The organism is Acinetobacter sp. MF4642, from assembly GCF_002018925.1.
Classification (GTDB): Bacteria; Pseudomonadota; Gammaproteobacteria; order Pseudomonadales; family Moraxellaceae; genus Acinetobacter; species Acinetobacter johnsonii.
Genome location: NZ_MVON01000001.1, coordinates 220,168 through 245,009, shown reverse-complemented (window position 1 = coordinate 245,009; position 24,842 = coordinate 220,168). Strand labels below are relative to the sequence as shown.

The following is a 24,842-nucleotide window of genomic DNA, read 5'->3' as shown; positions in this document are numbered from 1 at the left end:
GACTTATTCCAGCCAATAAAAAAGCCTCCGAAGAGGCTTTTTTAGCTTTACAGATTAGTCACCTGTATAACCTTTTAACTTCAAGCGTGCAGCATGCAGAAGTGGCTCTGTATAACCTGATGGCTGCTCACCACCTTTAAACACAAGGTCATAAGCTGCTTTGTATGCATAACCATCGAAGTTTGGCGCCATAGGGGTGTAAAGCGGATCGTTTGCGTTTTGCTCATCAACGATTTTCGCCATACGCTGCATCACTTCTTCAACTTGCGCCGCAGATACGATGCCATGACGCAACCAGTTAGCAACGTGTTGAGATGAAATACGTAAAGTTGCACGGTCTTCCATTAAACCCACGTTGTTGATGTCTGGAACTTTCGAACAACCTACCCCCAAGTCAACCCAACGCACAACATAACCCAAGATCCCTTGAAGGTTATTTTCAAGCTCTTTGGTTTTCTCTTCTTCAGTCCAGTTGGTATCTGTTGCTAAAGGCGGTGTTAACAAATCATCTAATGATAAAGGCTGAGTATTCAATAATTCTTTTTGACGCTCAGACACGTTGCACTGGTGGTAGTGAATCGCGTGAATGACAGCACCAGATGGAGATGGAACCCATGCACAGCTTGCGCCCGCTTCTGGATGTTCAATCTTGGTTTTATACATGTCTAAAAGCATGTCTGGTTTTGGCCACATGCCTTTACCAATTTGTGCTTTACCACGTAAGCCCGCTTGAAGACCGATCATTACATTACGGTTTTCATATGCTGGGAACCAAATTTGTGATTTCACTTCACCCTTACGAACGAATGGACCTGCTTCCATAAAGGTATGGATTTCATCACCAGTACGGTCCATGAAACCAGTGTTAATGAAGATCGTGCGGTCTTTTGCTTGCGCAATACAGTTTTTCAAATTTACAGAAGTACGACGTTCTTCATCCATGATACCGATTTTTAAAGTTTTTGCAGGCAAGCCAAGCGCTTGTTCTGAACGCTCAAACAACTCAATAGCAAAAGCAACTTCTTCAGGACCATGCATTTTAGGTTTTACGATGTACATAGAACCTTTACGAGAGTTCTTGTTTTCGTTTTCGCCTTTGATATCTGCGAAAGACAATAGCGGAGTGATTAATGCATCCATGATACCTTCGTAAATTTCAGCACCATCTACCAAGATCGCAGGGTTGGTCATGAGGTGACCCACGTTACGAAGAAGCATCAATGAACGGCCATGAAGTTTCGTTTCACCACCAATCAAGTTTTTGTGCGTACGGTCTTTATTCAAAGTACGCGTAACGGTTTTACCATTTTTCTCGATAGACTCTGAAAGTGTACCTTTCATCAAACCTAACCAGTTACGGTAGCCTTCAACTTTCTCTTCTGCATCTACAGCAGCGATCGAATCTTCTAAGTCTTGAATAGTCGTTACAGCAGCTTCAAGCACTAAATCTTTTACGCCAGCGGCATCTGTTTTACCAATTGGGCTGTTCGCATCAATTTCAATTACAACGTGTAGGCCGTTGTTTAAAAGTACAATTTCTGTTGGAGCAGATTCTTCGCCATTAAAACCAACAAATTGTGCTTCTTTAGCCAAAGTCGATGTCGAACCGTCTTTTAACGTCACAACTAACTTTTTGCCTTCAACTGCATATTTTGTCGCATCAACATGCGAACCATTTGCTAATGGGAAGGTTTCATTTAAGAAGTTTTTAGCAAATGCAATAACTTTGTCGCCACGTACAGGGTTATAGCCTTTACCTTTTTCCGCGCCACCGTCTTCTGGGATCACATCAAAACCGTAAAGTGCGTCGTATAAAGAGCCCCAACGTGCGTTTGCAGCATTTAAGCAGTAACGTGCATTACGCACAGGTACCACCAATTGCGCACCAGCCAATAATGCGATTTCTTCATCTACATTTTCTGTGCTGATTTGGAAATCTTCTACTTCTGGTACTAAGTAGCCAATTTCAGTAAGGAAAGCTTTGTAAGCTCCAAGTTCAAATTTGTTGTTGCGGTGCCATTCATCGATCTTCGCTTGAATGTCGTCACGCTTAGCCAATAGTGCTTTGTTCTTTGGGCTAAGATCGACAACGACTTGTTCAAAGTTTTTCCAGTAAGTTTCACTGTCCAAACCTGAACCTGGAAGTGCTTCATTTTCGATGAAATCGTAAAGTTCTTTAGCAATCGCTAACTTGCCTTTTTGAATACGTGCAGTCATTGTCTTTCCTGATATTGCTACTTTTTATACAAGAGATTCTAGTATACCGATTTAAACTTGGCTGAATAGTAATATCACCGTGCGAAATAGTGATCATTTTTTATTTAATAAAATATACAAACTACCAAATAAAATACTGCTCAAGGCACAAGCATTATCAATTTACAAAATGCTCTTTAATAGTTTATTAAGTTTTTGAAATGTCGAAATTAGACTTAAGTGCAGTTTTGCTTATATTTTACACTTAAAACCAATATTCTCCCTGTTTTCAACCCTGATTAAGCCATGTTTATAAAAAAAAGTCGATAAATTAAACAATGAAAATGCACATAAAAAAAGCATCCTTTCGGATGCTTTAAGTTCTAAATTTCTTCTTGTTGCTTCCCAGCTTCTGCTTGTATTTGTCGATGCGCTTCATTCAAGTAATCATCTGATTGCATTTCCAATAAACGTGAACGCGTGCGTTCAATTTCAAAGGCCAATTTATCACCAGAATACAGGTCAATAATCGTATCTTCTGAGGTTAAAATCAGTTTTACTCCACGGTCATAAAATTCATCGACCAGATAGATAAAACGACGTGTCCCTTCAGAAAGATAATCGGTCAAATGCGGAACATTACTCACCAACACAGTATTATAAATATTTGCAATTTCGATAAAGTCAGCAGGACTACGTGGTTTTAAACACAGCTCTGAATACTCACACCATAAAACATCTTCAGTATGCCCGACCGTTTCTACAATACGATTATTAATAATAATCGGCTCATCTGAAATGGTTTGAGTTTGTGTCAATGCACTAAAACGCTGTGCGATCCAACGTTGGTGCTCATGTGTTAAAGGAGATTTAAAGAGTTGCGCTTGTTTCAAAACACGTAAACGGTAGTCCACGCCTGCATCTACATTTAAAATCACACACTGCTGTTTCACCATTTCAATGGTTGGAATGAAACGATCGCGGTGAATGCCGTTTTTATATAAACCATCTGGCGCAATGTTTGAGGTTGCCACCAAGGTAATGCCACGTGCAAAAAGCTTTTGGAACAAATCACTAAGAATCATGGCATCCGTCACATTCGAGACGAAGAACTCATCGAAACAAATAACCACTGCTTCTTTATAAATTTGATCTGCAACCGCATCTAAAGGGTTACGCTGACCTGAAAGCTTGTTGAGCTCACGATGTACATGTTGCATAAAATGGTGAAAGTGCATCCGTGTTTTACGACGAAACGGAATTGAGTCATAAAACTGATCCATCAACCATGTTTTACCCCGGCCTACACCGCCCCACATATATACACCACGGGGAGAAGTTTGACGACGGAAACGACGGAATGCTTTTTTAGATGCCTTAAAACGTTGAATTAATTCATGCCAAACGCGATCCAACTCATGAACGGCCTGAGCTTGTGCCTCATCAGACATGAACTGCCCAGATGCTAAGGCTTGAGCATAACGCTCTGCAGGAGATAAAGGACTGAATGCGGTAGGTGAATTAAAATCTGACATATCATTTAATACTGTTTTTAGGCTATATCAATTATAGCGGAGTGGAAAAGTTAATATATAACACTTTGGCATAATTATGCTTAGGCTATTTCCCATATTGTCGTGGACTGTAACCAAACCACCGTTTAAATGCATGATTAAAGGCTGCAGGCTCCGAGTAACCCAATAACTCTGCAATCATTTCAATGGAATATTCCTGATATTCCATCAAATGTAGTGCACGGTCTTTCATTAATTGCTCACGAATTTGTTTATAACTGCTATTTAACTGTTGCAACTGGTGTCTTAAGGTTCGCTCTGGCAAATTCAACGCTTGTGCAGTTTCAGCCATGGTCGGCAGTAAACCGCGTTGTAACTCCAAATAATCCTGTACCCGCTGAATCAGACTCGGTTGCTCTGCCGTTTCTTCCAAACGTTGTAATTCCGCCTGACATTTTCCTGCATAAACGTTAAATGTCATCAAATCTGCTGAAGGAATTGGTACATTTAAAACCCACTCATCAAACCAAAATTCAGCTTGCTGCGTACCAAAACTCACTTGCTGACCATAAACCTGCTGATAGAGCACCAGTTTTTTCGCATCTTCAGGTCGTGCAATCGGTAATGTAATTCGAATCTCAGGCATCTCCAGCCCAATCATCTTATAAATATCTTGTAAAAACTTATAGGTTCCCGCTATTTCAGAATGTGCACGCAACTGTCCCACAGGGGTTTGCAAGTCTCTCGGTAGATAACACAGTGCGACTTGATCATTTTGTTTTTTCAAACCCAATAAGCCACTCAAATGCGTCAAACTTTGATAACGAATACCTTGCTCTAAAGCGGTGTGTGTCGTTGGACTGGTCATCAATAACATCAGTAAAGGGCCATATCCTGCCAAGACATAATGCTGACCAATGAACAAGCCTTGCTCAGGCTCAATATCCTCTGCAATGATTTTCAAAATATCCCACTCTAGAGCAGGATGAATGATCGCATTCGGATCAAGCGACTCCACACGTAAGCCAATGCTTTGTAACTTTTGATCGACTGCGACTCCTGCTTTACGCATTCCTTGAATCAAATACATCAAGCCAAGTACAGAACGTTTCATAATCAATTAAAAGCAAAATATTGGCCTATGTTTTACTACAGCCACCTAGCGTACAACAATTGCCGAATCTATCAATTTTCTTGTCAGGGCTATCATAGACCTTCTGGATAGTTGCTCTACAATAAAGTAAAACAAAAAGGAAAAACAAATGCAGGCAGCAAATTCAACACCCCCGCAGGTAAAAATCGCCATTATTGGTGCAGGCTTTGGTGGCTTAGCGATGGCTATTCGCCTTTTGCAAAATAATATTCGTGATTTTGTAATTTTGGAAAAAGCCAGTGAAATAGGTGGCACATGGCGTGAAAACCAATATCCGGGCGCTGCTTGTGATGTACAGTCACATCTCTACTCCTTGTCTTTTTCACCCAAGACCGACTGGTCTAAACGTTATGCTGAAGCACCTGAAATTTATCAATACATGCAAACACTTACCGCTGAACATCAATTGCAGCCTTATATCCGCTTTAACACCGAAGTGTGTGCTGCACATTACTTAGACAATCAGTGTTTATGGCAACTCACCCTTAATCAAAATGAAACTCTGACCGCTCAATTTGTTATTTTCGCATCTGGTCCACTGCATGTACCGCAAATTCCGCGTATTTCGGGTATCGAGAAATTTAAAGGCAAAGTTTTCCATTCATCACAGTGGGATCATAACTATGACCTCAGCAATAAAAATGTTGCCTCTATTGGCACTGGGGGTAGCGCGATTCAATATATTCCTGAAATTGCAGAAAAAGTGAAGCAACTCTACGTACTACAAAGGACAGCTGCATGGGTTATTCCTCGGGATGAACGTCGTTATTTACCGATTGAGAAAACACTGTTTAATCGATTTGATTGGTTTCGAAAAATTCATCGAGCTCGTCTGTATTGGACAAATGAATCTCGTGTAGTTCCCATTATGAAACCAAAGGTCATGAAATATGCACAAAAACTAGCAGAAGCGTATATTCACCATCAAGTCAAAGACCCTGAAACCGCAGATAAGCTGATTCCCAACTATATTATGGGTTGTAAACGCATCTTGGTCTCCAACAAATATTATCCAAGCTTCAACCGTAAAAATGTGGAGTTGGTTACCAATGATATTTTGGAATTAACTGAGGACAGTATCATCACCAAAGATGGAAAAAAGCGTCCTATTGATTGCCTCATCTATGGCACAGGGTTTGTGACTGACCCACGTATTTATCTTAAATCCTTTAGCTGTACAGGGCTGAATCATGTTGAGCTTACAGACGCGTGGAAAGATGGAGCCGAAAGCTTCTATGGGATTAGCACCAAAGGTTTCCCAAACTTATTTCAGCTTTTAGGGCCCAATACAGTCTTAGGTCATAACTCGGTTATTTTTATGATTGAGTCACAAGTAAATTACATTCTACAGCTCATCGAGATGGCACAAAAAACCCAATCTCAAGCAATCGTTGTGAAAGCAGATATTCAAGACCAATTTAATCAGCATTTACAAAGTCAATTTACAGATACCATTTGGCAATCTGGCTGCGTCAGCTGGTATCAACAAGCGGATGGGAAAAATTTCTCTTTATGGCCCAGCTATACATGGAAGTATTGGCTAAAAACACGAAAAGCCAATCCAGCAGACTATCGTTTTTTAAATTCTAAGCAAGATAGTCAAGCAATAAATTAAGATCGCGGTCATAATAAGTTAGTATTTTTTCACACTTTATTTGACATGCAATCGTTTTGGTTGATTTTTCAGCTTCTTATTTGTTTAGCACTTGGATTTGTTTTGGCGCGTCGTTTACCCAAATGGCTTGAACGACTTGCCTTTCAAATCCTGCCCTATTTTACATATATACTCTTAATTGCAATTGCGATTGAGTTTTCAACGACTTTGCATAGCATTGCCGAACCTTGGCAGATACTCAATCATGCAGCGCTTTTAGCAGTTATGACCAGTATCGGTGCTTTCGTCTGTTGTTACATATTATTTAAACTTTTGGGCTACCAACCGAGTCATGGCAAAGTATCCATGAGCCTTGTGAGCAAGTCATTAATCAATATCAGTTATGCATTTATCGCACTGGCCTTGGGTTATGGCTTGGCAGAGCTATCTTCAGGTTTCGGCTATACACTTCATATCAGTACATGGAACTTGTTACTGGTTTTCATGTTCCTGATCGGGCTTGATTTGGCCTATTCACCACTTGATCGCTCATGGTTGAACTGGAAAATACTGCTCGTTCCACTTGGTTGTATTCTGGGTTCAATTATCGGGGCGTTTGTAACGGCCTATTTTGTGCCGAGCATTCAACTAAAAGACTTGATTATGTTATCTCAAGGTTATGGTTTCTACTCCATGACTGGCATTGTGGTCACAGAGTTAAAGAATGCACATTTAGGCAGTATTGCACTGATGAATGATTTGTTCAGAGAAATCTTTGCGATTGTGTTTATGTATATCATTGGCTGGCGTTACCCCCGCTCTGCGATTTCATCTGCAGGTGCTACAGCAATGGATGTTACACTACCGATGGTCAAACAAGCCTGTGGGAATGACTTTATTCCACATGCCATGGTGAGCGGTTTCATCCTGTCAGTTTTGGCACCAATTGTCGTCAGCGTATTGGCTGCACTATAAAGCGTAGCGCTCTATTCAATGCTGTCTTTTTATTTTGCTATTGCCACTTCGCTCACCAACAATTCTTTTTAAAATTTAATCCATAAAAAAGCCTTTCGAATGAAAGGCTTTTTAGATTTCTAGTCGCTTAAAGCGTCGCTAAAATATCTTTGAGCATCTGACACGGGTTTGCAGACTGTGTAATTGGTCGACCAATCACTAGGTGTGTTGCACCGTCTAACATTGCTTGTTTTGGCGTTACAATACGCTTTTGGTCATCCGCACTTGAACCCTCAGGGCGAATGCCCGGCGTCACCAAGGCAAACTCTGAACCCAAAGCCTCACGCAGCATTTTTGCTTCTTGCGCTGAACATACCACACCATCTAAACCACTGTCTTTAGTCAGTTTTGCTAGACGCTTGACTTGTTCAAATGGTTCAATATCCAGACCAATATCGGCTAAATCTTCACGTCCCATCGAGGTTAACACCGTTACTGCAATTAGTTGAGTGTTATAGTTGCCAGCCTTTAAGCGCTCAACGCAGGTTTCCATCATTTTACGGCCACCTGAAGCATGGACGTTTACCATCCAAACACCCATATCTGCAGCAGCACATACCGCTTGCGCAGTCGTATTTGGAATATCGTGAAATTTTAGATCTAGAAAGACTTCAAAGCCTTCACCATGTAAAGCTTTAACAATAGATGAGCCTTCATGGGTAAATAATTCTTTACCGACTTTTACACGGCATAATTGAGGGTCTAATTGCCCAGCAATCGTCATTGCGTCATAATGACTTTTTGCGTCTAAGGCAACAATAATACTCATGGGGAGACCCTTCAAACTCACAAAATTATGGCATTATACGGATTAAGCCCAAAACGACCAAGACTATTTTTCTAAAAACTATTTAAAATTCAAACTAAGTTCTTTATTCATATACTTTTTATATAGTTATCAATATATTAAAGCACAATAAAAAACGCCTTTGATTATATATCCAAAGGCGTTTAAATCAAACTTGCTTCAATACTTCTAAGATAAAAATCTTAACAAGTATTGTGGCTTAAAGCGGTGTAGATGGACGATCATTAGGATTGATATCTAACACCGTTTTTTCATGTCTTGTATGTGCTGCAGCTTCAGCAGCAGCCAGCTGAGCGGATTGAATCTGCTCTTTACGAAGGTGATCAATGTCTTTACGTAGTCGCTTAATTTCCCAACCTTTCTGGAATACACGAAATACCTGAACACCAATTAACAAACCCAACACAATCCCTAAAGCCATTGTCAATAATAACAATAGACCTAAACGCATTGCTGGAACCTGTATAAACAACAGATCAACGGTTAGCTCAGTTCCGTTTTGTAGCACCAAAGCTAGGCAGTAGCCAAACAGTACAATTAATAATGCGAATAATACGTAACGCATAAGCACCCCAATAAATTTTATTCGCCTGCAGTCTCGTTTACTGCATCACGTAATGCTTTACCTGGTTTGAAATGTGGAACAGCTTTAGCAGCCACTTCTACCGACTTACCCGTTTTAGGATTACGCCCAACACGAGGCTCACGGTGATGGAGTGCAAAACTACCAAAACCACGAATTTCAATACGATTATCTGAAGACAAAGATGCAATCATTTGATCAATCATAATCTTAACAGCTTCTTCCACTAATGGCTCTGCTAAGTGCGGGTTTTTAAGAGAAATACGCTCTATTAAGTCAGACTTATTAAGTGCTTCAGTAGTCATCTGCGACCTCTTTAATTATCAAGCTACCTTGTAGATAGATTGATAATAACCTGTTTAAATACAAAACGGTAGCGTAATAAGTGAATACTACGCTACCGTTTATTGTATTTGTGTAAAAAGTATTAGTTAACTTACATTAACAATACAATTCAAACATCTACTTAGTTGCCCATTTGAGCTTTGATCAAATCACCAATAGTCTTAGGACCATTGTCTTGACCAGTAGTTGCTGTCTTCAAGTTAGCAACTGCTTCTTTCTCTTCAGCTTCGTCTTTCGCTTTGATAGACAAGTTGATAGAGCGAGATTTACGATCTACGTTGATGATTTTCGCTTCAACTTCTTGACCAACTTCAAGGAACTTAGTTGCATCTTCAACGCGGTCGCGGTTGATTTCAGATGCTTTAAGAGTCGCTTCAACTTCGTCAGCTAACTTAAGTGTTGCGCCACGAGCGTCAACAGCAGTTACAGTACCTTTTACAAGTGCACCGCGTTCGTTAGCAGCTAAGAAATCGTTGAACGGATCGCTGTTCATTTGCTTGATGCCAAGGCTGATACGGTTGCCTTCAGCGTCTACAGACAAGATAACCGCTTCAACTGTGTCACCTTTCTTGTAACGACGGATAGCTTCTTCGCCTTGTTCGTTCCAAGAAATGTCAGACAAGTGAACTAGACCATCGATACCGCCTGGTAAACCGATGAAGATACCGAAGTCAGTGATTGACTTGATCGTACCTGAAACTTTTTCACCTTTGTCGTGGTTCTTAGCAAACTCTTCCCATGGGTTAGCACGAGTTTGTTTGATACCAAGAGAAATACGACGACGCTCTTCGTCAACTTCAAGAACCATAACATCAACTTCGTCACCAATCTGAACAACTTTAGATGGGTGGATGTTTTTGTTAGTGTGGTCCATTTCAGAAACGTGTACTAAACCTTCAACGCCTTCAGCGATTTCTGCAAAACAGCCGTAGTCAGTTAAGTTAGTTACGCGAGCTTTAACGATTGAACCTTTAGGGTAACGGTTCATGATCGCTAACCATGGATCTTCGCCTAATTGCTTAAGACCTAAAGATACGCGGTTACGTTCTTTGTCAAACTTAAGTACTTTAACAGTAACTTCTTGACCAACTTCAACAACTTCTGATGGGTGCTTGATACGCTTCCAAGCCATGTCAGTGATGTGAAGAAGACCATCAATACCGCCAAGGTCAACGAATGCGCCGTAGTCAGTAAGATTTTTGATAGTACCAGTAACTGTTTGACCTTCTTCAAGCTGAGCAAGAAGAGCTTCACGGTCAGCTGAAGATTCAGCTTCCATAACAGCACGACGAGATACAACAACGTTGTTACGTTTAGCATCAAGTTTGATTACTTTGAATTCTAACTCTTTACCTTCTAAGTGAGTAGTATCACGAATAGGACGAGTATCAACTAAAGAACCTGGAAGGAACGCACGAACTGGACCGATGTCAACAGTGAAACCGCCTTTAACTTTACCAGAGATAACACCAGTAACGATTTCGCCGTCTTCAAAGATTTTTTCAAGTTTAGTCCAAGTTTCAGCACGTTTCGCTTTTTCACGTGATAAAACTGTTTGACCCATGCCGTTGTCAAGCGCTTCAACAACAACATCAACAGTGTCGCCAACTTGAACTTCAAGTTCGCGTTGTTCATTTAAGAATTCAGCGCGGTCAACAATACCTTCTGATTTAAGGCCAGTGTCAACTGTTACCCAATCAGAATCGATGTTTACTACAACGCCTTGGATGACAGCACCCTTTTCAACGTTGAGGTTTAATTCGCTTTCTTCAAAGAGGGCTGCAAAAGATTCGGTCATGATATACCTGATAAAGTCAGCGGTCTTGGATCAGACAAGGCCGGTTTAGTTAAGCGTCTACATAGTCCATTTTGAACTGATCAAGCTATGCTTCTGCTGAATATAAAAATTCGTTAGTTTGCTAATTGCTTATCGATATAAGCCGTCATAAGCTGAAATACCTCATCAATGTTCAATTCAGAACTATCAATAATGTAGGCATCAGCTGCTGGTCTGAGTGGAGCAACTTCGCGCTCCATGTCACGTTTATCACGCGCCTCAATATTAGCTAAAATATCGTTTATTTTAGCATCCAGCCCCATACCCTGCAACTGCTTTACTCTGCGTTCAGCACGAGATTGGGCTGAAGCGGTTAAATAAATCTTGGCTTGAGCCTCTGGAAAGATGGATGTGGCCATGTCTCGACCATCTGCAACCAAGCCTGGTGCTTGTGCAAAAGCATGCTGGCGATCGACCAGCGCAGCTCTAAGCTCAGGAATTGTTGCAACTTTTGATGCAAACTCACCAACTCGCTCAGTTCGAATGGTTTGACTAACATCCTCACCATTGAGCAAGACTTGTGTGTCTTGTGCAGAACTTAAAAATTGTATGTCTAAATGTTTAGCAATTTCGACACACTGACTCAGTTCGCTTGACAAAGCATCCAACAAATCTTGTTGATGCAATGACAGGCCCAACAAGCGATATAACGCTCCCGAATCAAGTAAATGAAATTGATAATGGGCTGCTATTTTCGCAGCCAGTGTGCCCTTACCCGAACCACTTGGACCATCAATTGTGATTATTTGAACTGTCATTGCTTACCCAAAGTTTGTTATACAGATTTAGCGAGTTTCGAAAAACCTAGTTTAATCGCAGATTTAAGCTGTGCAAGGATTAATTTACTTACAAAAGGTGCACGTGCCTGTAATTCAATCGTATAGGTTACTAAAGTTTTATTCGAGTCAATCGGCTCAAACTCAATAATACCCAAATGATGTTTGATGAGTGGATTTTTAATAATCTTGTATTCAATACGCTCATTCACATTCATTAATGTAATTTGCTCTTGTAGTGGTTTAATTGGACCAAAACCCATACGACGCACAGAACCAAGCCCATCCGGACGTTCTGGATCTGCTGAATCTTTCACTCGCACCACTTGAACTGGTGCAAAAGCGACGTTATAGGTTGAGTGTTTAGAAAGTAAATCAAACACCTGCTCTACGGGTGCATTAAATTCTTTTTTAATCTGAATATTGTTCATGGTGGTTCCAGCGCTTTATTTGACAATAATTATTGTCATTTCATTTTACATGAAATTATTATTTTACGAATTCATTCATCCCTTTTCTTGTAGACGGGATAGTCGCTTTTGTTCGCGGCGCATTTTAAAAAAGTGACTGAGCTGCTGTGAGCATTGCTCATGTAAACAACCCGACTCAACCAAGAACTGATGATTATAATAACCCGTTTCAAATAATTTACGTGCACTTATAAGAGAACCCGCTTTCGGCTCTGTCGCACCAAATACCACTTTTGAAACGCGTGCATGCACCAAAGCACCTACACACATGGTACAAGGCTCAAGCGTCACATACATGACCGCATCATCAGGTAAACGATAATTTTGTGTATTTTGGCAAGCATCGCGAAGTGCTTGAACCTCAGCATGCGCGGTAGGGTCATTTAGCGTAATAGGCGCATTAAAGCCCGAACCAATAATTTTATTTTGACTCACAATGACTGCCCCGACCGGGACTTCACCTTTTGACGCTGCAATAGCAGCCTGCTCTAAAGCAAGCTGCATCCATTCACTATCTATTTTTAAAACATCAGTCATAAAGATTAGATTACATCGTAATGTTTAAGGAGTTCATTCCAGCTTTCAATGCTCGTTGTTGGTGGATTACCAGCGAAAATACCCTTTAAGCTATTACTAGCCCCTTGTTTCCATGCTGGTGACAAGTCTTTATCCACTAAACGCGCACGCACACCCTCAACAAAGTCTGCATGACGAATTTTCCAGTCCGAAATTTGGGTTTCAAGCTCGAACACTTCATTCCAAGAATGAACCTGCTTGCCCCACTGCCATAGCAACCATGTTAATGCAGCAGTTGTTGGTGAGCCTTTTTGTAAGTTCTCACTGGCTTGACGAAGCCAATCGCTACGCGCATCACTTAAACCAACAATAGCATCATAATCATGCTCGAAGTTCACACCACGACATACACTATGAATGACATCCAAAGAGTTCTGTAATGGACCTGGGCCTACCGGACGATGCATACTGTTTAATGTGTCATCAATGGCTCTAAAATCACCTGCTGGATAATGACTCCAGTCTATATTGATAACTTTCTCAAGCACCGTATTACGCTGCGCATCACAGATGTGTGTTGCCCAACCAATACCATATGCGCCCGCAGCCGTCATGATTGAACCCGTTAAGCCCGTGAACAAACCAATTGCCCCACGATCCGCTAAGAAACGCGTTGCACCCACATCTGGGTACAAACCAATATTAATTTCAGGCATCGCTAATCGTGAATGCGGCGTCACCAAACGGAATGGCGCTGCCATAAAGAGACCCAAACCGCCACCCATGACATAACCTTCACCCCATACCAAGACAGGCTTAGCATAGTTGTGTAGTAACAAATCTAAAGCATATTCTTGCTCAAAGAATTGATTGGCTGTTTCAACTTCATCATTAATAACCAGTTGACGAAGTTTACGTACATCACCACCCGCACAGAATGCTTTTGGTGTGGTTGAATCCAACCAAATGGCTTTTACTGCGTCATCGCAATGAAAATCTTGAAATACTTCAAATAAAGCTGAAACAATCGTTTCATCTAAAGCGTGAAGTGATTTTGGTCTATTCAGACGAACAATGCGCCAACCATTTTTTGCTTCTTCTACAATCAAATCTGGATGGTAGTTTTTAGAAACGGGAGAATATGTCATGCGTCCAGCTGCCAATCTATAGGCTCAATGCCATGTTGTTTAAGATAATTATTGGATTTTGAAAAAACTTTGCAACCGAAGAATCCACCACGGTTTGCTGCCAAAGGTGACGGATGTGCCGCCTTTAACACCAAATGCTTTTCTTGATCAATCCGTTGTCCTTTCCGCTGCGCATATGCTCCCCAAAGAATAAAAACAATATGCTCGCGCTGTTCATTTAAAACATCAATCACATGATCGGTAAAGTCTTCCCAACCTTGTTTTTGATGAGATGTGGGTTGACCAGCTTCAACGGTTAATACACTGTTTAACAGCAAAACTCCTTGCTGCGCCCACCGAGTTAAATCCCCATGTTTAGGAATATCAATTCCTAAATCTTTATTTAACTCATGGAAAATATTACGTAAAGATGGTGGTAAAGCAAGCCCCTTTTGCACAGAGAAACTGAGCCCATGTGCTTGATTCGGTCCATGATATGGGTCTTGTCCGAGTATTACCACTTTTACATTCGCCAAAGGCGTCGTATTAAATGCATTAAAAATCAGCGCATTTGGCGGATAAATCACTTTATTCGCTTTTATTTCTGTAACAAGAAACTGCTTTAGCGCATCCATCTTTGTACTAAGCAAAAAGTCACTTAATCCATGTTTCCAACTGGCATCCAGCTGAATTTTATCAAGCTTGGTTTGCTGTTGTTCTGTTAAAGACATACTTGTGCCTTATTCCCTTACTGTATATTCTGTGACAAATTTCACAGTTTGACTTGTAATTCTACATTCGGATTGTGAAATTGGATACCTTCTTTTAATTTGGTATACATTTCAGTGTCCGCCCATTCCGCTTGGATTTGTTCTGAAAACTCAATCTGGCTTAAATCTAAAAGCCCCATCTGTGTATTTTCAATATCTTCAATAAAACTCTGCGCATAGCCCGTATCGGTCTCATGCACAATCACCGAGTACACTTCCACATCGCCTTCACCGTTTTGAGTCACGGTCGACGCAAGTACTTGCTGTGCAAGATAAAAGAAAATACGTGAAAATTGTTCAGCCGATGGCGAAACAGGTAGCGACACCCAACGTGCACTAAAGGTTTTACATGCTAGGATATATTCTGGATCATCGTTTTGCCAAAAACAAATCGCATGATCAAAAGAGTCATAAAGGTCTTTAATCACCCCTTTCAGCAAGCCAAAGTCATAAACCATTTGACCATGATCTAATTTCGATGCTTTGAGGAGTAATTCAACTTTATAACTATGACCATGAATGGAGCGTTTACAACGATCCGATGTACAGTTGCGTACAATATGGGCATTTTCAAACTTAAATAACTTACGAATTAACATATGCCGTAATGCAATCAAACTTTCTGAGAATTGACTTTAATTATAAAGCAAAAGTTAACCTATGCTCATTTATTTTATTGTTCAATCCAATTGGTAAATCATATCAGTCTTATATTTACCCTTTAAAACGGTGACATGCTCCGATAAGCCACATATACCGCTTGATCTTTTCGCACCAAATCACTACTAAACTGACGCTTACGCTCATTCAGCAACACTTCAATTCTGGCTTTAAAATAGTTCGATTGAACTCCGAGAAAATCATTAACAGCAGCCCGCTGAGCCTCGTCTACTTGTTTAAATGGATCAACCTCCCACAGTTCATTAACATTGGAAAAATGCTCCAAATTGGCCTGTCTTTGCTTTTGTAAATTTTGAATAGCAGATACATCCAGCTTAGGATCAATGCTAGCCAACACCAGCGCAGGTGCAGTATTTATATTCACCTTTAATTCATTATTCGGTAAAGCACTCACATAAGGTGCAATCAGTTGATAGTTGCGCCCCTCAAAACCTCGTACCAATTTCAACTGTTCAACATTATAAAAAGTACGATTTGGCGCCAAGTAACCCTGAGCTAAACTTTGATAATAAGCAGATTCAGCACCCATCGGCCCACTGACTTCATCATCTTCATCCTGCCAATCAATCACTGCTTCTGAAAGTTGCGCAGGCAACCCAACACGTACCAATAGCTTTTCAAACCAAAGTTTTGCAGCCTCATTCGGCTTTTTATCCGACTTAACTAAAGCATTTAAATTAAATTTTCCTGACTCATCTTCTAAACGTCCAGAAACAAAACCATCTTCCACTGGAAAAGCAGGCATAGGCTTTGCCCACGTTTCTTGTAGATGATCAACCTCTGCTGCATTTTGAGCATCATCCACCAATAACTCAGAAAAAAAAGCTTCAGCACTTTTTGCATATAACAGAGCTTGGTTTTGTCGCATTAAATAGGCTGTACTCTCTGCGGTATTGCGCTGATGTTTCGCAATCGTAGCCGCAAGGATGGTTGCTAAAGCCACCATCACCAAAATGGTGATCAATGCAATGCCATGCTGAGAGCGCTTCAAAACATCCACCTATTTACAACGAAGACATTTAAGGAAAAATGATTTTGCATAGAGTCCGTGAGTTTCATATCCTGCAACTTAATTTTTTTGTTTTAAAAAGTCTGTATTTAATAAACTAAACACCCATTCATAACTCACGTCATTGACGGTGAGGTTTATTTTTAAACCGCGCGGTAGTATTTTTGCCTGAGTCACATCATTTTCACTCAATGCTACCTCAGGCCATTGTGCCATTTCATTGGGGTTAAGTAACATAATTTGAAATTGATCAACTGAATCAAGCAAAACACTGGTTTCAGGTTGATCATTACCTGTTTGATTTAAATTTTTATATTTATAACGGTACAGTTTTTTTTCATCTGCTTTATAAATATATTCAACTCGCTCTTCAGGCGGTATGCCTTGCATTAAAGGATCAGTCACGCCAGTTTTACTAAAGGTCAACTGACCATTTTGCAACATGACTGCGGGTTGAACCTGCCCCGCAACATTGGCAGTAATTGGTACAATTTGCACCGTGTCACGTAACACTTGTTGATATGCTTCTTGTAGTTGACCTAAGCGCTGTTCATGTTGGGTATTACGCTCTTTAATCTTGATCAGATAATCAAAAACCTTCCAACCCAAAGCTGAAAGCACAGCAAAAATCGCGATTGCCACCAATAACTCAACCAAAGTAAAGCCTGAGCGTTTTGTCATGGTTGGCTTCCATCACGATGGTTAAAAAAAACTAAACTCGTAACACCCGAATCTACTTTTCCAGTTTCAGTATTCACCAAGCTCACCTGTACATTGACGCGTTGCACATTAGTACTAATCGTTGCTTGCGCTGATTTATCAATTTGCCAAGTTTCACCTTGTTGGGTGATTTGTTTAGAGGCCGTGCCTTGTAGCCAATCACGATTGATTTCCATCATCGAAATTTCATTCAAGGCAACAAATTGTGCCTTGGTACGCAAGATGGCGTGGGCTGTAGACTGAGTATATTGCATACCCACTTTGGTTAAAGCGACCGCTGCTGTAGCAAAAATAGCCAGAGCCACCATCACTTCCAGCAATGTAAATCCTGAGCGAGGATTAATGAAATAATATTTCATCCGAGCGCAAGCCGGCAGACTATTCTTTAAATCTTTAGCTCGCATTTATTTTACCCAAATGATCAATTTCAATTTCTGCACCCACGGGCTCATTGGCATAATAAAATTGAATACGAACAGGTTTTGCTTCGCCATTCCCCAACCAAATCAGTTTAGGTGCACTCTCTTGGGTTAAATCATCGTTTCGGGCTTGGGAAACATCATAGTCTAAGGATTGCACAGCAAAAGAAACATTTTTGGCTAACACTTGCTGCGGGAACTCATTATATTTTTGCCATTTTTGATGATTCAGCATTGCATTATTTTGTTGTTCTGTGGGTATGGTAAATTGAGGATTTTTATATTCAACAACAGCATAAGAAAAATCAGCCACATCGGTCGCAGGATGAACCTCTAGTGCCAAAACACGTGCTTGATCATTTGCCTCACGTGCAATTTTCTGTACATCCATGATAAAAAAATCACGGGCTTGCGCTGCTTTACGTTGATCGACCCCATTGATATTCAACATCACCAATGACGCCATAATGGCCATAATAACAATAACCACCATCAATTCAACCAGTGTAAATCCTTGAATCCTTGAAGGTGGTTTCTGTTTCATACATCCTATCCGCTAAGCAAGATATCCTGCTGCGCCCGTTTGTTTAGGCATCGCCAGAGCTTGGTCAATGTAGGCCACGCGCAAAGTATCACGAGAACCCAAATACCGTTGATAAAAACTAGAGTTCAAAATCGCAGCTGCACCATGCGTTAAAGACCAAATAGATGCCAAATAATCACGAACTGTCATTTGACTTTCTATTGACTCCAAATACCGCTCGGTCATACGGATAATTAAACGTAGACGTTGCTTTCGAATTTGATAAAGCTCAGTAAATAAATGATAGATCCCAACACCCGTTGTCGATAATCGCTCTTCTATTTGATGAAACAACACCGTGCGTTCAGGATGATGCAAATGGTGTAACATAAAAAAAGCCAGATGTTCAGGGAACTGCTTATCTGTATCTTTAATCATTTCAAGCAACATCTGCTCATTACGAATAATGAGCAACATATACAGTTCATCTTTACTTTGAAAATGCTTATAAAGTGTACCTTTTGCTAGATCTAATTCCGCAGCCAATGCATCAAGGGTCATTCCTGCTTCGCCATTTTCTAAAAGTAACTGTTCAGCCACTTGGAAAATTAACGCTTCTCTTGCTCGAAACTGAGCCTGACGATCCATTTTCACCCTAGTACTCTCTTATACACTTTTATCGTTTCAATTTATTTACTTCATGTTGAGAAGGTTTTCAAAGTTCTGTGTTGTGATGAACGCCATCTCTTCTAAGGACTTATCATATACATCTGCCAAGGCTTTGGCTACATAAGGTACGTACTTTGGCTCATTAGACTTTCCTCTATATGGCATCGGGGCTAAATAAGGACTATCCGTCTCAATCAACAAACGATCTAAAGGAACTTGCTTCGCCACATCACGTAAATCTTGCGCATTTTTAAAAGATACAATTCCTGAAAATGATACATAATAACCACAGTCTAAGACAGCTTTAGCCGTTTCCCAGTCTTCTGTAAAACAATGCAAAATTCCATGGGTCGATTTTTCGGCACGAATAATATCGACAGTATCGTGCTTGGCAGAACGGGTATGCACAACAACTGGTTTTTTTACGGCTTGTGAAGCATGAATATGTCGTGCAAAACAGTCTTTTTGCTCAGCGATAAAATCTGTACTATGAAAATAATCGAGCCCAGTCTCACCAATTGCCCAAACTTTTTCAGGCTGCGCCAACTCAATTAAATAGTCTGTGGTCGCACGAGCCATGGTTTCAGGGTCTTCACAAGGATGCACCCCGACGCTATAGCCCACATCATCATGCCGTGCCGCAATTTTTGCTAGCTCAATATGATCATCAAGATCAACCGAGATACTCATAAAGCGATGAACGCCCGCTGCACGTGCTTGCGCTAATGCTAAATCCAAATCCCCATCATAAGGGGTTAAATCTAGCATGGTTAAATGGCAATGCGTATCTACAAACACAGGCGTTTCCTACTTCATGTACTTAATTACATAGTGTAACTAGTTCGCCCTTCAGACTTAAGACCTGCAAGCAACTTTTCCGCTTCTGATTTGTAATAAATCCCTTTCTCCCCAGAAAGTTGAATACCAAATCCTTGCAGTTTGATTCCATTTTGCTTTTGCGAGATCCAAATCACTTTACCTGTTAGAGGAATTTTCTGTGCTTGCTCTGGCAATGTTGCCAAAACAAAGACTTCCTCCCCCATTTTTACAGGTTGCTTGGATGGAATAAATAAACCACCACCAACCACAAAAGGCATGTAACTTGCATATAACGTTGCTTTATCTGGAATATTGGCTTGAATGATTCCGCCCATACGTGGTTGCATAAAATTCCCCTGTTTTAAACATCCATCAACCGAATGCACAATTGGTCGAGCACTAAATTAGTTTGTACGTTTTGTTCAATATATTGTTTTGACTGTTGCAACTCGGCGTAAATTGAAAACAAAGTTTCAAGTGAATACCGTTCTGCCAGCACACTGAAATCCAAATCAGTGTTTTTTAATTGCTGATTTAGCTTGACACAAATCAAATCTGACAACAAGTACTCAAACATTTGACTAAAATCACTAAATGTAAGCGCTTTATTCCACTTGGTCGCAATTGCCATCGGCATATTTTTATCCATCACCAACTTTTGCCAATCTTTTAAAAATTCAGCACGTTGAGGAATCCATTCACTCTCGGACAATGTAATTGCCTGCAACGGCATATGATTGGACAAATTCATCAACAAATGTTGCTGTGCCAAATCGCTATGGGACAAATGCTGATTTAAAAATTGCTCTGCTTGCTGTTCATTTATGCGATCCAAAGCAAAATGTTGCAAACGACTGCGAATGGTTGCAGGCAGTTTTAAATAATGATCTGCCAATAAAATGATAACAACACGATCACCTGGTTCTTCAAGCGTTTTCAATAAAGCATTGGCTGAAGCTGTATTTAAAGCTTCCGCTGGTTCAATAATGATGACGCGCCAACCATCTACCGTTTGCTGCACAAAAGGCAGCAGATCACGAATTTTCTCAATTTTGATCTTGGCATTTTGTTTCTTATTGTCTTCATCGGTAGTGATGTGCACATAATTGGGGTGTGTATCCGCCTTTAACCACTGACAACTCCCACACTCCCCACAGGCCAAATGATTTGGCTGCCGCTTCGCACATAAGACCCAAGCAAGAAACTGCTCAGCAAAAATCTCTTTACCACAACCTTTTTTGCCATAAAACAATAAGCCATGACCAATATTGGGAAATCGCGTGGTTAAAGTTTCCCAAACATTTTGATGCCACGGATAAATCTGCTCAGGCAGCGTTTGTTTCATGTAGACGACCTAAGTTCTATTATGCAAAATAAGCCACATCCATGGCATTTAAACGATCTAAATCTTCTTGTGTATCCACACCCGGTGGTAAGTTCGCTTCTGCGATATCAATGGCAATATGATGTCCATTCTCCAAAACACGCAGCTGCTCTAAGCTTTCGAGCTTTTCAAGTGCACCCATATCCCATGTCACATACTCTTGAAGTAGTTTCACGCGGTAAGCATACAAACCCAAATGACGGAAGGCTTGATTATGCAACGTTTGTTGCACTTGCTTTGCAGCATCTCGGTCATATGGAATAGTGGCGCGACTAAAGTAAAGTGCTTGTTTGTACTTCGACATTACCACTTTAACAATACTGTCACGTTTAAATTCATCTAAATGCTGAATTGGTTCGCACAAGGTCGACATTGAACAATCGGCTTGTGACTCTAAAAGTTGCGCGACTTGCTTAACCAAAGCTGCAGGCAACAAAGGCTCATCACCTTGAACATTCACAATGATATCTTCGCTGGCCCAGCCCTTAATTTTTGCCACTTCACTTAGGCGGTCTGTTCCCGAGGGATGATCCGCAGAAGTCAACACCGCATCCACACCTTCAGCCATGCAAAGATCATAAATTCGCTGATCATCCGTTGCGACGCAAAGATCATCAAAACCTTCCACTTTCTTCGCCTGATCAACGACCCGTAAAATCATTTCACGGCCATGAATTTTAAGGAGTGGTTTTCCAGATAAACGTGTGCTTGCGAAACGTGCAGGAATAACAATATGCTTCATAAAAGACCTTAAGAAATTTCAATACCTACAGCGGCGAGCTGTTGATGTAAGGTGTCATAACACGCCGTCGATAACACTGCATCGACAGGAACAACCCAAATATCACGGGCAAAACTAGGATTTTGTTTGAGCAACGCTAAAATTTTCACTGCATCTTTTTCAGTGGTAATAATGGGATTGGCATCGTCAAAAACCAAATCCTCTAACTCATATTCATAATGATCGGCAAACTCATGACACTGGAACTGCTGCACCCCCATACGCTCTAAAGTACGATAAAAGCGCTGCGGAAACCCAATCCCCACGACCGCATAAAAATCATCTTGCGGATTGAAAGCTTTTGCTTCAGTACTGTTCAACAAATAAGGCTCTGCAACTTCTAAGTGCATGTGCATAGTACGAGTAGGATGATCTGCATGCTCGATCACTATGCCTTGATCCAACCTAGACTTTGGCTCTCGTAAATAACCTTCGGGCAATAACTTTTCATTGCCTAGTCCACGATTATTATCTAGGACAATCCATTCAATTTGGCGACTCAATGCCCAATGTTGAAGCCCATCATCACTAATGATCAGATCAATGGGATAGTGAGATAAAAGCAGTTCAATACTTTCTTGGCGATTTGGACCCACCGCCATCGGCACATCAGTGGATTGCACGATGAGAGTTGGCTCATCACCTACATTTTCAGGCAATGAGTTGAGATCCACCATAGTCGGAAATGGGCCTTTGGCACCATAACCACGACTGATCACACCCACTCGAATATTCTTACTTTGCAGATAACTCACCAAGTGAATGAGCAGAGGGGTTTTACCACTCCCACCCACGGTAATATTACCAATCACCATGACAGGTACAGGAGCCGTATAGGCTTTTTTAATATTGCACCGATACAACTTACGGTTTAGAAGAAAACCGCCTCGATATAACCAAGACAACGGACGAAGCACAATTAACCACTTTGCCTGTGAGTTCCAAGCATCCTGAATAAACTGTGCACCTGACATGACTTAGTTTTCCTCAAAATTACGCTGATGGAGCTGATAGTAAGCACCCTGCTTCGCAATCAGTTCAGCGTGTGTACCTTGCTCTACTATACGCCCTTTATCCATCACCACAATACGGTCTGCATTTTCAATAGTGGATAAACGATGCGCAATGACAATCGTGGTACGATCCCGCATTGCAGCATCGAAGGCACGCTGAATAAAATACTCTGATTCATTATCAAGCGCGCTGGTGGCTTCATCTAAGATCAATACAGGCGCATTTTTCAAAATCGCACGAGCAATGGCTATACGTTGACGTTGGCCACCCGATAAATTAAGGCCTTGCGCCCCCAACTTAGTGTTGTAGCCTTGTGGTAAAGCCATAATAAAGTCATGTGCATAGGCCGCTTTTGCTGCTGCAATTACCTCTTCATCAGAGGCATTTTCAAGCTGACCATAGGCAATATTGTCACGCACAGTGCGGTTAAATAAAACCACTTGTTGATTGACCATTGCCACTTGGGTACGCAGACTATTGATTTCAATATCGTGAATATCAATACCATCAAAGAGGATTTGGCCCGAGGTCGTATCTTGGAAACGCACTAACAAGTTCACCAAAGAGGTTTTACCAGCGCCAGAACGCCCCACTAAAGCAATCGTCTCACCCTCTTTGACACTCAGATTAAAATCATGCAGCGCTTGATAACCATCCACATAAACTAAGTTCACATCTTTAAAGTCGATATTACCTTTCAGTACTGGAGTTAAAGTCCCAGTATTTTTTTCTTCAGGCAAATCTAAAATTTCAAAAACTGAATGTGCTGCAGCCATACCCCGTTGAATTTTTTCATTCACATCAGTCAATGCTTTAATTGGCCGACTCAACATACCTGCTGCAGTAATATACGCCACAAATTGACCCGCGCTGGTATCTTGTAGAATTTCTGGGCGTAGTGCGATCCACATCACAATACTCAGAGCAATTGACATAATCAACTGTACAATTGGACTATTGAGCTGTTGCACAACCACCATTTTCAAACCGCGTCGTAAATTCTCCAATGAGGTATCTTTAAAACGTTGTTGCTCATACCCTTGACCACCAAAACCTTTTACCACCAAGTGACCATTGACCGTCTCTTGTACCACGTGATTGACATCACCCATGGTATCTTGGACTTGAATAGAAAGCTTACGCATGCGCTTTGCCGCTTTACGGATAAGTAAACCAATCAACGGTGCAAAAATCAAAATACACAAGGTCAGACGCCAATTGCTATAAATCAGGTACCCCAACAATGCAATGGTGATTAGGCCTTGTTGAACAATAGTTTTTAATGATTCTGAAGATGCAGCGGTAAGCTGCTCCACATTAAACATAATCTTCGCAGTGATATGACCACTATTATTATCTAGATAATACTGTGCAGGAAGACGCAATAATTTTGCAAAAACTTCTTGGCGAATATTAAAGACCAAGTTTCTAGAAATGACCGCTGTAAAGTAGCCTCCCATGAACAAACCCAGCCCACGAAAGAACATTACCACAACAACCAAAATTGGGAACAATGTCGTAAAACCTTGATCACGGTGTTGAATCGCTTCAATAATTTTTTCAAGTAATTTAGCGACAGAAACTTCTGTCGCCGCATTCATAGCAAAACCAATCACCACAAGAATCGCTACGCCCCAATACGGTTTTAAATAGCTCAGTAGACGTAGATAAACTTTTAAATCGTGTTTCACTAATAACCTCGAGAAGGCACTTTGGTACTAATATTGATATTTACAAATCCCAACTGACCTGCCACATCCATCACACGGATCACATCCTGATGGGTTGCTTTTGCATCCGCAGCAATCACAAACATTAGATCACGACGGTCATTGGAAATCTGTTTAATTGCGGTATTTAATTCTGAAACATCTTTCGATGCAATAGACTGACCATTAATTGAATAATGCCCAGTGGAATCTACCACCACTTCGATTTTATGATCAAATGTTTTCGGTGGAACACCTTGCGCATCAGGCAAGGTTAAATTCATACGACTAAATTGATTGAAGGTGGTGGTCAGCAATAAAAACACCAAAATAAATAATAAGCAATCAATCATTGGTGTAAGGTTAATATGAACATCTTCAACTTGTGAACGTTTGAATTTCATACTTCAC

27 protein-coding genes are annotated in these 24,842 nt (G+C 40.8%); 2 read left to right on the top strand and 25 right to left on the bottom strand.

Features of this window, described 5'->3' with window-relative positions; genetic code table 11:
* Positions 1–54 precede the first annotated feature (54 nt).
* The 3 genes from MF4642_RS01220 to MF4642_RS01210 form a co-directional block, all read right to left on the bottom strand.
* On the bottom strand, positions 55–2,217 hold the full coding sequence (locus MF4642_RS01220) for a malate synthase G (protein WP_078425029.1): 2,163 nt from the start codon (positions 2,215–2,217) through the stop codon (positions 55–57).
* 362 nt (positions 2,218–2,579) lie between these two features.
* Positions 2,580–3,731, bottom strand: coding sequence for a cell division protein ZapE (gene zapE, locus MF4642_RS01215; RefSeq protein ID WP_078425028.1), 1,152 nt, complete (start codon positions 3,729–3,731; stop codon positions 2,580–2,582).
* An 85-nt stretch (positions 3,732–3,816) separates the two neighbouring features.
* A complete protein-coding gene (locus MF4642_RS01210) occupies positions 3,817–4,824 on the bottom strand; it encodes an AraC family transcriptional regulator (protein WP_058951881.1) in 1,008 nt (335 codons plus the stop codon).
* 148 nt (positions 4,825–4,972) lie between these two features.
* Between MF4642_RS01210 and MF4642_RS01205 the strand changes: the two genes are divergently transcribed.
* Positions 4,973–6,478, top strand: coding sequence for a flavin-containing monooxygenase (locus MF4642_RS01205; RefSeq protein WP_078425027.1), 1,506 nt, complete (start codon positions 4,973–4,975; stop codon positions 6,476–6,478).
* Between the two features lie 45 nt (positions 6,479–6,523).
* Complete coding sequence (locus tag MF4642_RS01200) at positions 6,524–7,432, top strand: lysine exporter LysO family protein (RefSeq protein WP_004984813.1); 909 nt, start codon at positions 6,524–6,526, stop codon at positions 7,430–7,432.
* Between the two features lie 127 nt (positions 7,433–7,559).
* Here MF4642_RS01200 and pyrF read toward each other — a convergent pair whose 3' ends face one another.
* The 22 genes from pyrF to MF4642_RS01090 all read right to left on the bottom strand — a co-directional run bounded on the left by pyrF (position 7,560) and on the right by MF4642_RS01090 (position 24,835).
* Positions 7,560–8,240: an orotidine-5'-phosphate decarboxylase gene (gene pyrF, locus MF4642_RS01195; protein WP_004984814.1), complete on the bottom strand. Its 681-nt coding sequence runs from the start codon at positions 8,238–8,240 to the stop codon at positions 7,560–7,562.
* A 238-nt stretch (positions 8,241–8,478) separates the two neighbouring features.
* Positions 8,479–8,844 carry a lipopolysaccharide assembly protein LapA domain-containing protein gene (locus MF4642_RS01190; protein ID WP_004696867.1) on the bottom strand — a complete coding sequence of 122 codons (366 nt, stop codon included), beginning with the start codon at positions 8,842–8,844 and terminating at the stop codon, positions 8,479–8,481.
* Between the two features lie 17 nt (positions 8,845–8,861).
* Positions 8,862–9,167, bottom strand: a complete 306-nt coding sequence (locus MF4642_RS01185; RefSeq protein ID WP_004696865.1) for an integration host factor subunit beta — start codon at positions 9,165–9,167, stop codon at positions 8,862–8,864.
* A 161-nt stretch (positions 9,168–9,328) separates the two neighbouring features.
* Positions 9,329–11,005, bottom strand: coding sequence for a 30S ribosomal protein S1 (gene rpsA / locus MF4642_RS01180; protein WP_004696863.1), 1,677 nt, complete (start codon positions 11,003–11,005; stop codon positions 9,329–9,331).
* Between the two features lie 113 nt (positions 11,006–11,118).
* On the bottom strand, positions 11,119–11,802 hold the full coding sequence (cmk, locus tag MF4642_RS01175; protein ID WP_058869732.1) for a (d)CMP kinase: 684 nt from the start codon (positions 11,800–11,802) through the stop codon (positions 11,119–11,121).
* A gap of 17 nt (positions 11,803–11,819) precedes the next feature.
* Positions 11,820–12,251, bottom strand: coding sequence for an SRPBCC family protein (locus tag MF4642_RS01170; RefSeq protein ID WP_004696860.1), 432 nt, complete (start codon positions 12,249–12,251; stop codon positions 11,820–11,822).
* Positions 12,252–12,326: 75 nt separating this feature from the next.
* Complete coding sequence (gene tadA / locus MF4642_RS01165) at positions 12,327–12,827, bottom strand: tRNA adenosine(34) deaminase TadA (protein ID WP_005401161.1); 501 nt, start codon at positions 12,825–12,827, stop codon at positions 12,327–12,329.
* Positions 12,828–12,832: 5 nt separating this feature from the next.
* Complete coding sequence (locus MF4642_RS01160; protein ID WP_078425026.1) at positions 12,833–13,954, bottom strand: enoyl-CoA hydratase/isomerase family protein; 1,122 nt, start codon at positions 13,952–13,954, stop codon at positions 12,833–12,835.
* Entirely contained in the window at positions 13,951–14,664 is a 714-nt protein-coding gene (gene ung, locus MF4642_RS01155; protein WP_004696856.1) for a uracil-DNA glycosylase, read from the bottom strand. The genes MF4642_RS01160 and ung overlap by 4 nt, the downstream gene beginning before the upstream one ends.
* A gap of 41 nt (positions 14,665–14,705) precedes the next feature.
* Positions 14,706–15,302 (bottom strand): 6-pyruvoyl trahydropterin synthase family protein, encoded by a 597-nt coding sequence (locus MF4642_RS01150; RefSeq protein ID WP_004984830.1) that lies wholly within the window; start codon positions 15,300–15,302, stop codon positions 14,706–14,708.
* A 122-nt stretch (positions 15,303–15,424) separates the two neighbouring features.
* On the bottom strand, positions 15,425–16,375 hold the full coding sequence (gene gspK / locus MF4642_RS01145; protein ID WP_078425067.1) for a type II secretion system minor pseudopilin GspK: 951 nt from the start codon (positions 16,373–16,375) through the stop codon (positions 15,425–15,427).
* 78 nt (positions 16,376–16,453) lie between these two features.
* A complete protein-coding gene (gene gspJ, locus MF4642_RS01140) occupies positions 16,454–17,074 on the bottom strand; it encodes a type II secretion system minor pseudopilin GspJ (protein WP_078425025.1) in 621 nt (206 codons plus the stop codon).
* Complete coding sequence (gene gspI, locus MF4642_RS01135) at positions 17,071–17,472, bottom strand: type II secretion system minor pseudopilin GspI (RefSeq protein ID WP_078425024.1); 402 nt, start codon at positions 17,470–17,472, stop codon at positions 17,071–17,073. Before gspI ends, gspJ begins: the two co-directional genes overlap by 4 nt.
* Before the next feature lie 34 nt (positions 17,473–17,506).
* Positions 17,507–18,076 carry a type II secretion system protein gene (locus tag MF4642_RS01130; RefSeq protein WP_078425023.1) on the bottom strand — a complete coding sequence of 190 codons (570 nt, stop codon included), beginning with the start codon at positions 18,074–18,076 and terminating at the stop codon, positions 17,507–17,509.
* 12 nt (positions 18,077–18,088) lie between these two features.
* Positions 18,089–18,703 carry a TetR/AcrR family transcriptional regulator gene (locus MF4642_RS01125; protein WP_004696845.1) on the bottom strand — a complete coding sequence of 205 codons (615 nt, stop codon included), beginning with the start codon at positions 18,701–18,703 and terminating at the stop codon, positions 18,089–18,091.
* A gap of 45 nt (positions 18,704–18,748) precedes the next feature.
* On the bottom strand, positions 18,749–19,522 hold the full coding sequence (locus MF4642_RS01120) for a TatD family hydrolase (protein WP_078425022.1): 774 nt from the start codon (positions 19,520–19,522) through the stop codon (positions 18,749–18,751).
* Between the two features lie 26 nt (positions 19,523–19,548).
* Entirely contained in the window at positions 19,549–19,890 is a 342-nt protein-coding gene (locus MF4642_RS01115; RefSeq protein ID WP_078425021.1) for a PilZ domain-containing protein, read from the bottom strand.
* Positions 19,891–19,904: 14 nt separating this feature from the next.
* Positions 19,905–20,888 carry a DNA polymerase III subunit delta' C-terminal domain-containing protein gene (locus MF4642_RS01110; RefSeq protein WP_078425020.1) on the bottom strand — a complete coding sequence of 328 codons (984 nt, stop codon included), beginning with the start codon at positions 20,886–20,888 and terminating at the stop codon, positions 19,905–19,907.
* Positions 20,889–20,907: 19 nt separating this feature from the next.
* Entirely contained in the window at positions 20,908–21,669 is a 762-nt protein-coding gene (gene kdsB, locus MF4642_RS01105) for a 3-deoxy-manno-octulosonate cytidylyltransferase (RefSeq protein ID WP_078425019.1), read from the bottom strand.
* An 8-nt stretch (positions 21,670–21,677) separates the two neighbouring features.
* A complete protein-coding gene (gene lpxK / locus MF4642_RS01100) occupies positions 21,678–22,682 on the bottom strand; it encodes a tetraacyldisaccharide 4'-kinase (protein WP_078388680.1) in 1,005 nt (334 codons plus the stop codon).
* Between the two features lie 3 nt (positions 22,683–22,685).
* Positions 22,686–24,413 (bottom strand): lipid A export permease/ATP-binding protein MsbA, encoded by a 1,728-nt coding sequence (msbA, locus tag MF4642_RS01095; protein WP_078425018.1) that lies wholly within the window; start codon positions 24,411–24,413, stop codon positions 22,686–22,688.
* Positions 24,413–24,835 (bottom strand): ExbD/TolR family protein, encoded by a 423-nt coding sequence (locus MF4642_RS01090; protein ID WP_004696832.1) that lies wholly within the window; start codon positions 24,833–24,835, stop codon positions 24,413–24,415. The genes msbA and MF4642_RS01090 overlap by 1 nt, the downstream gene beginning before the upstream one ends.
* Between the last annotated feature and the right edge of the window lie 7 nt (positions 24,836–24,842).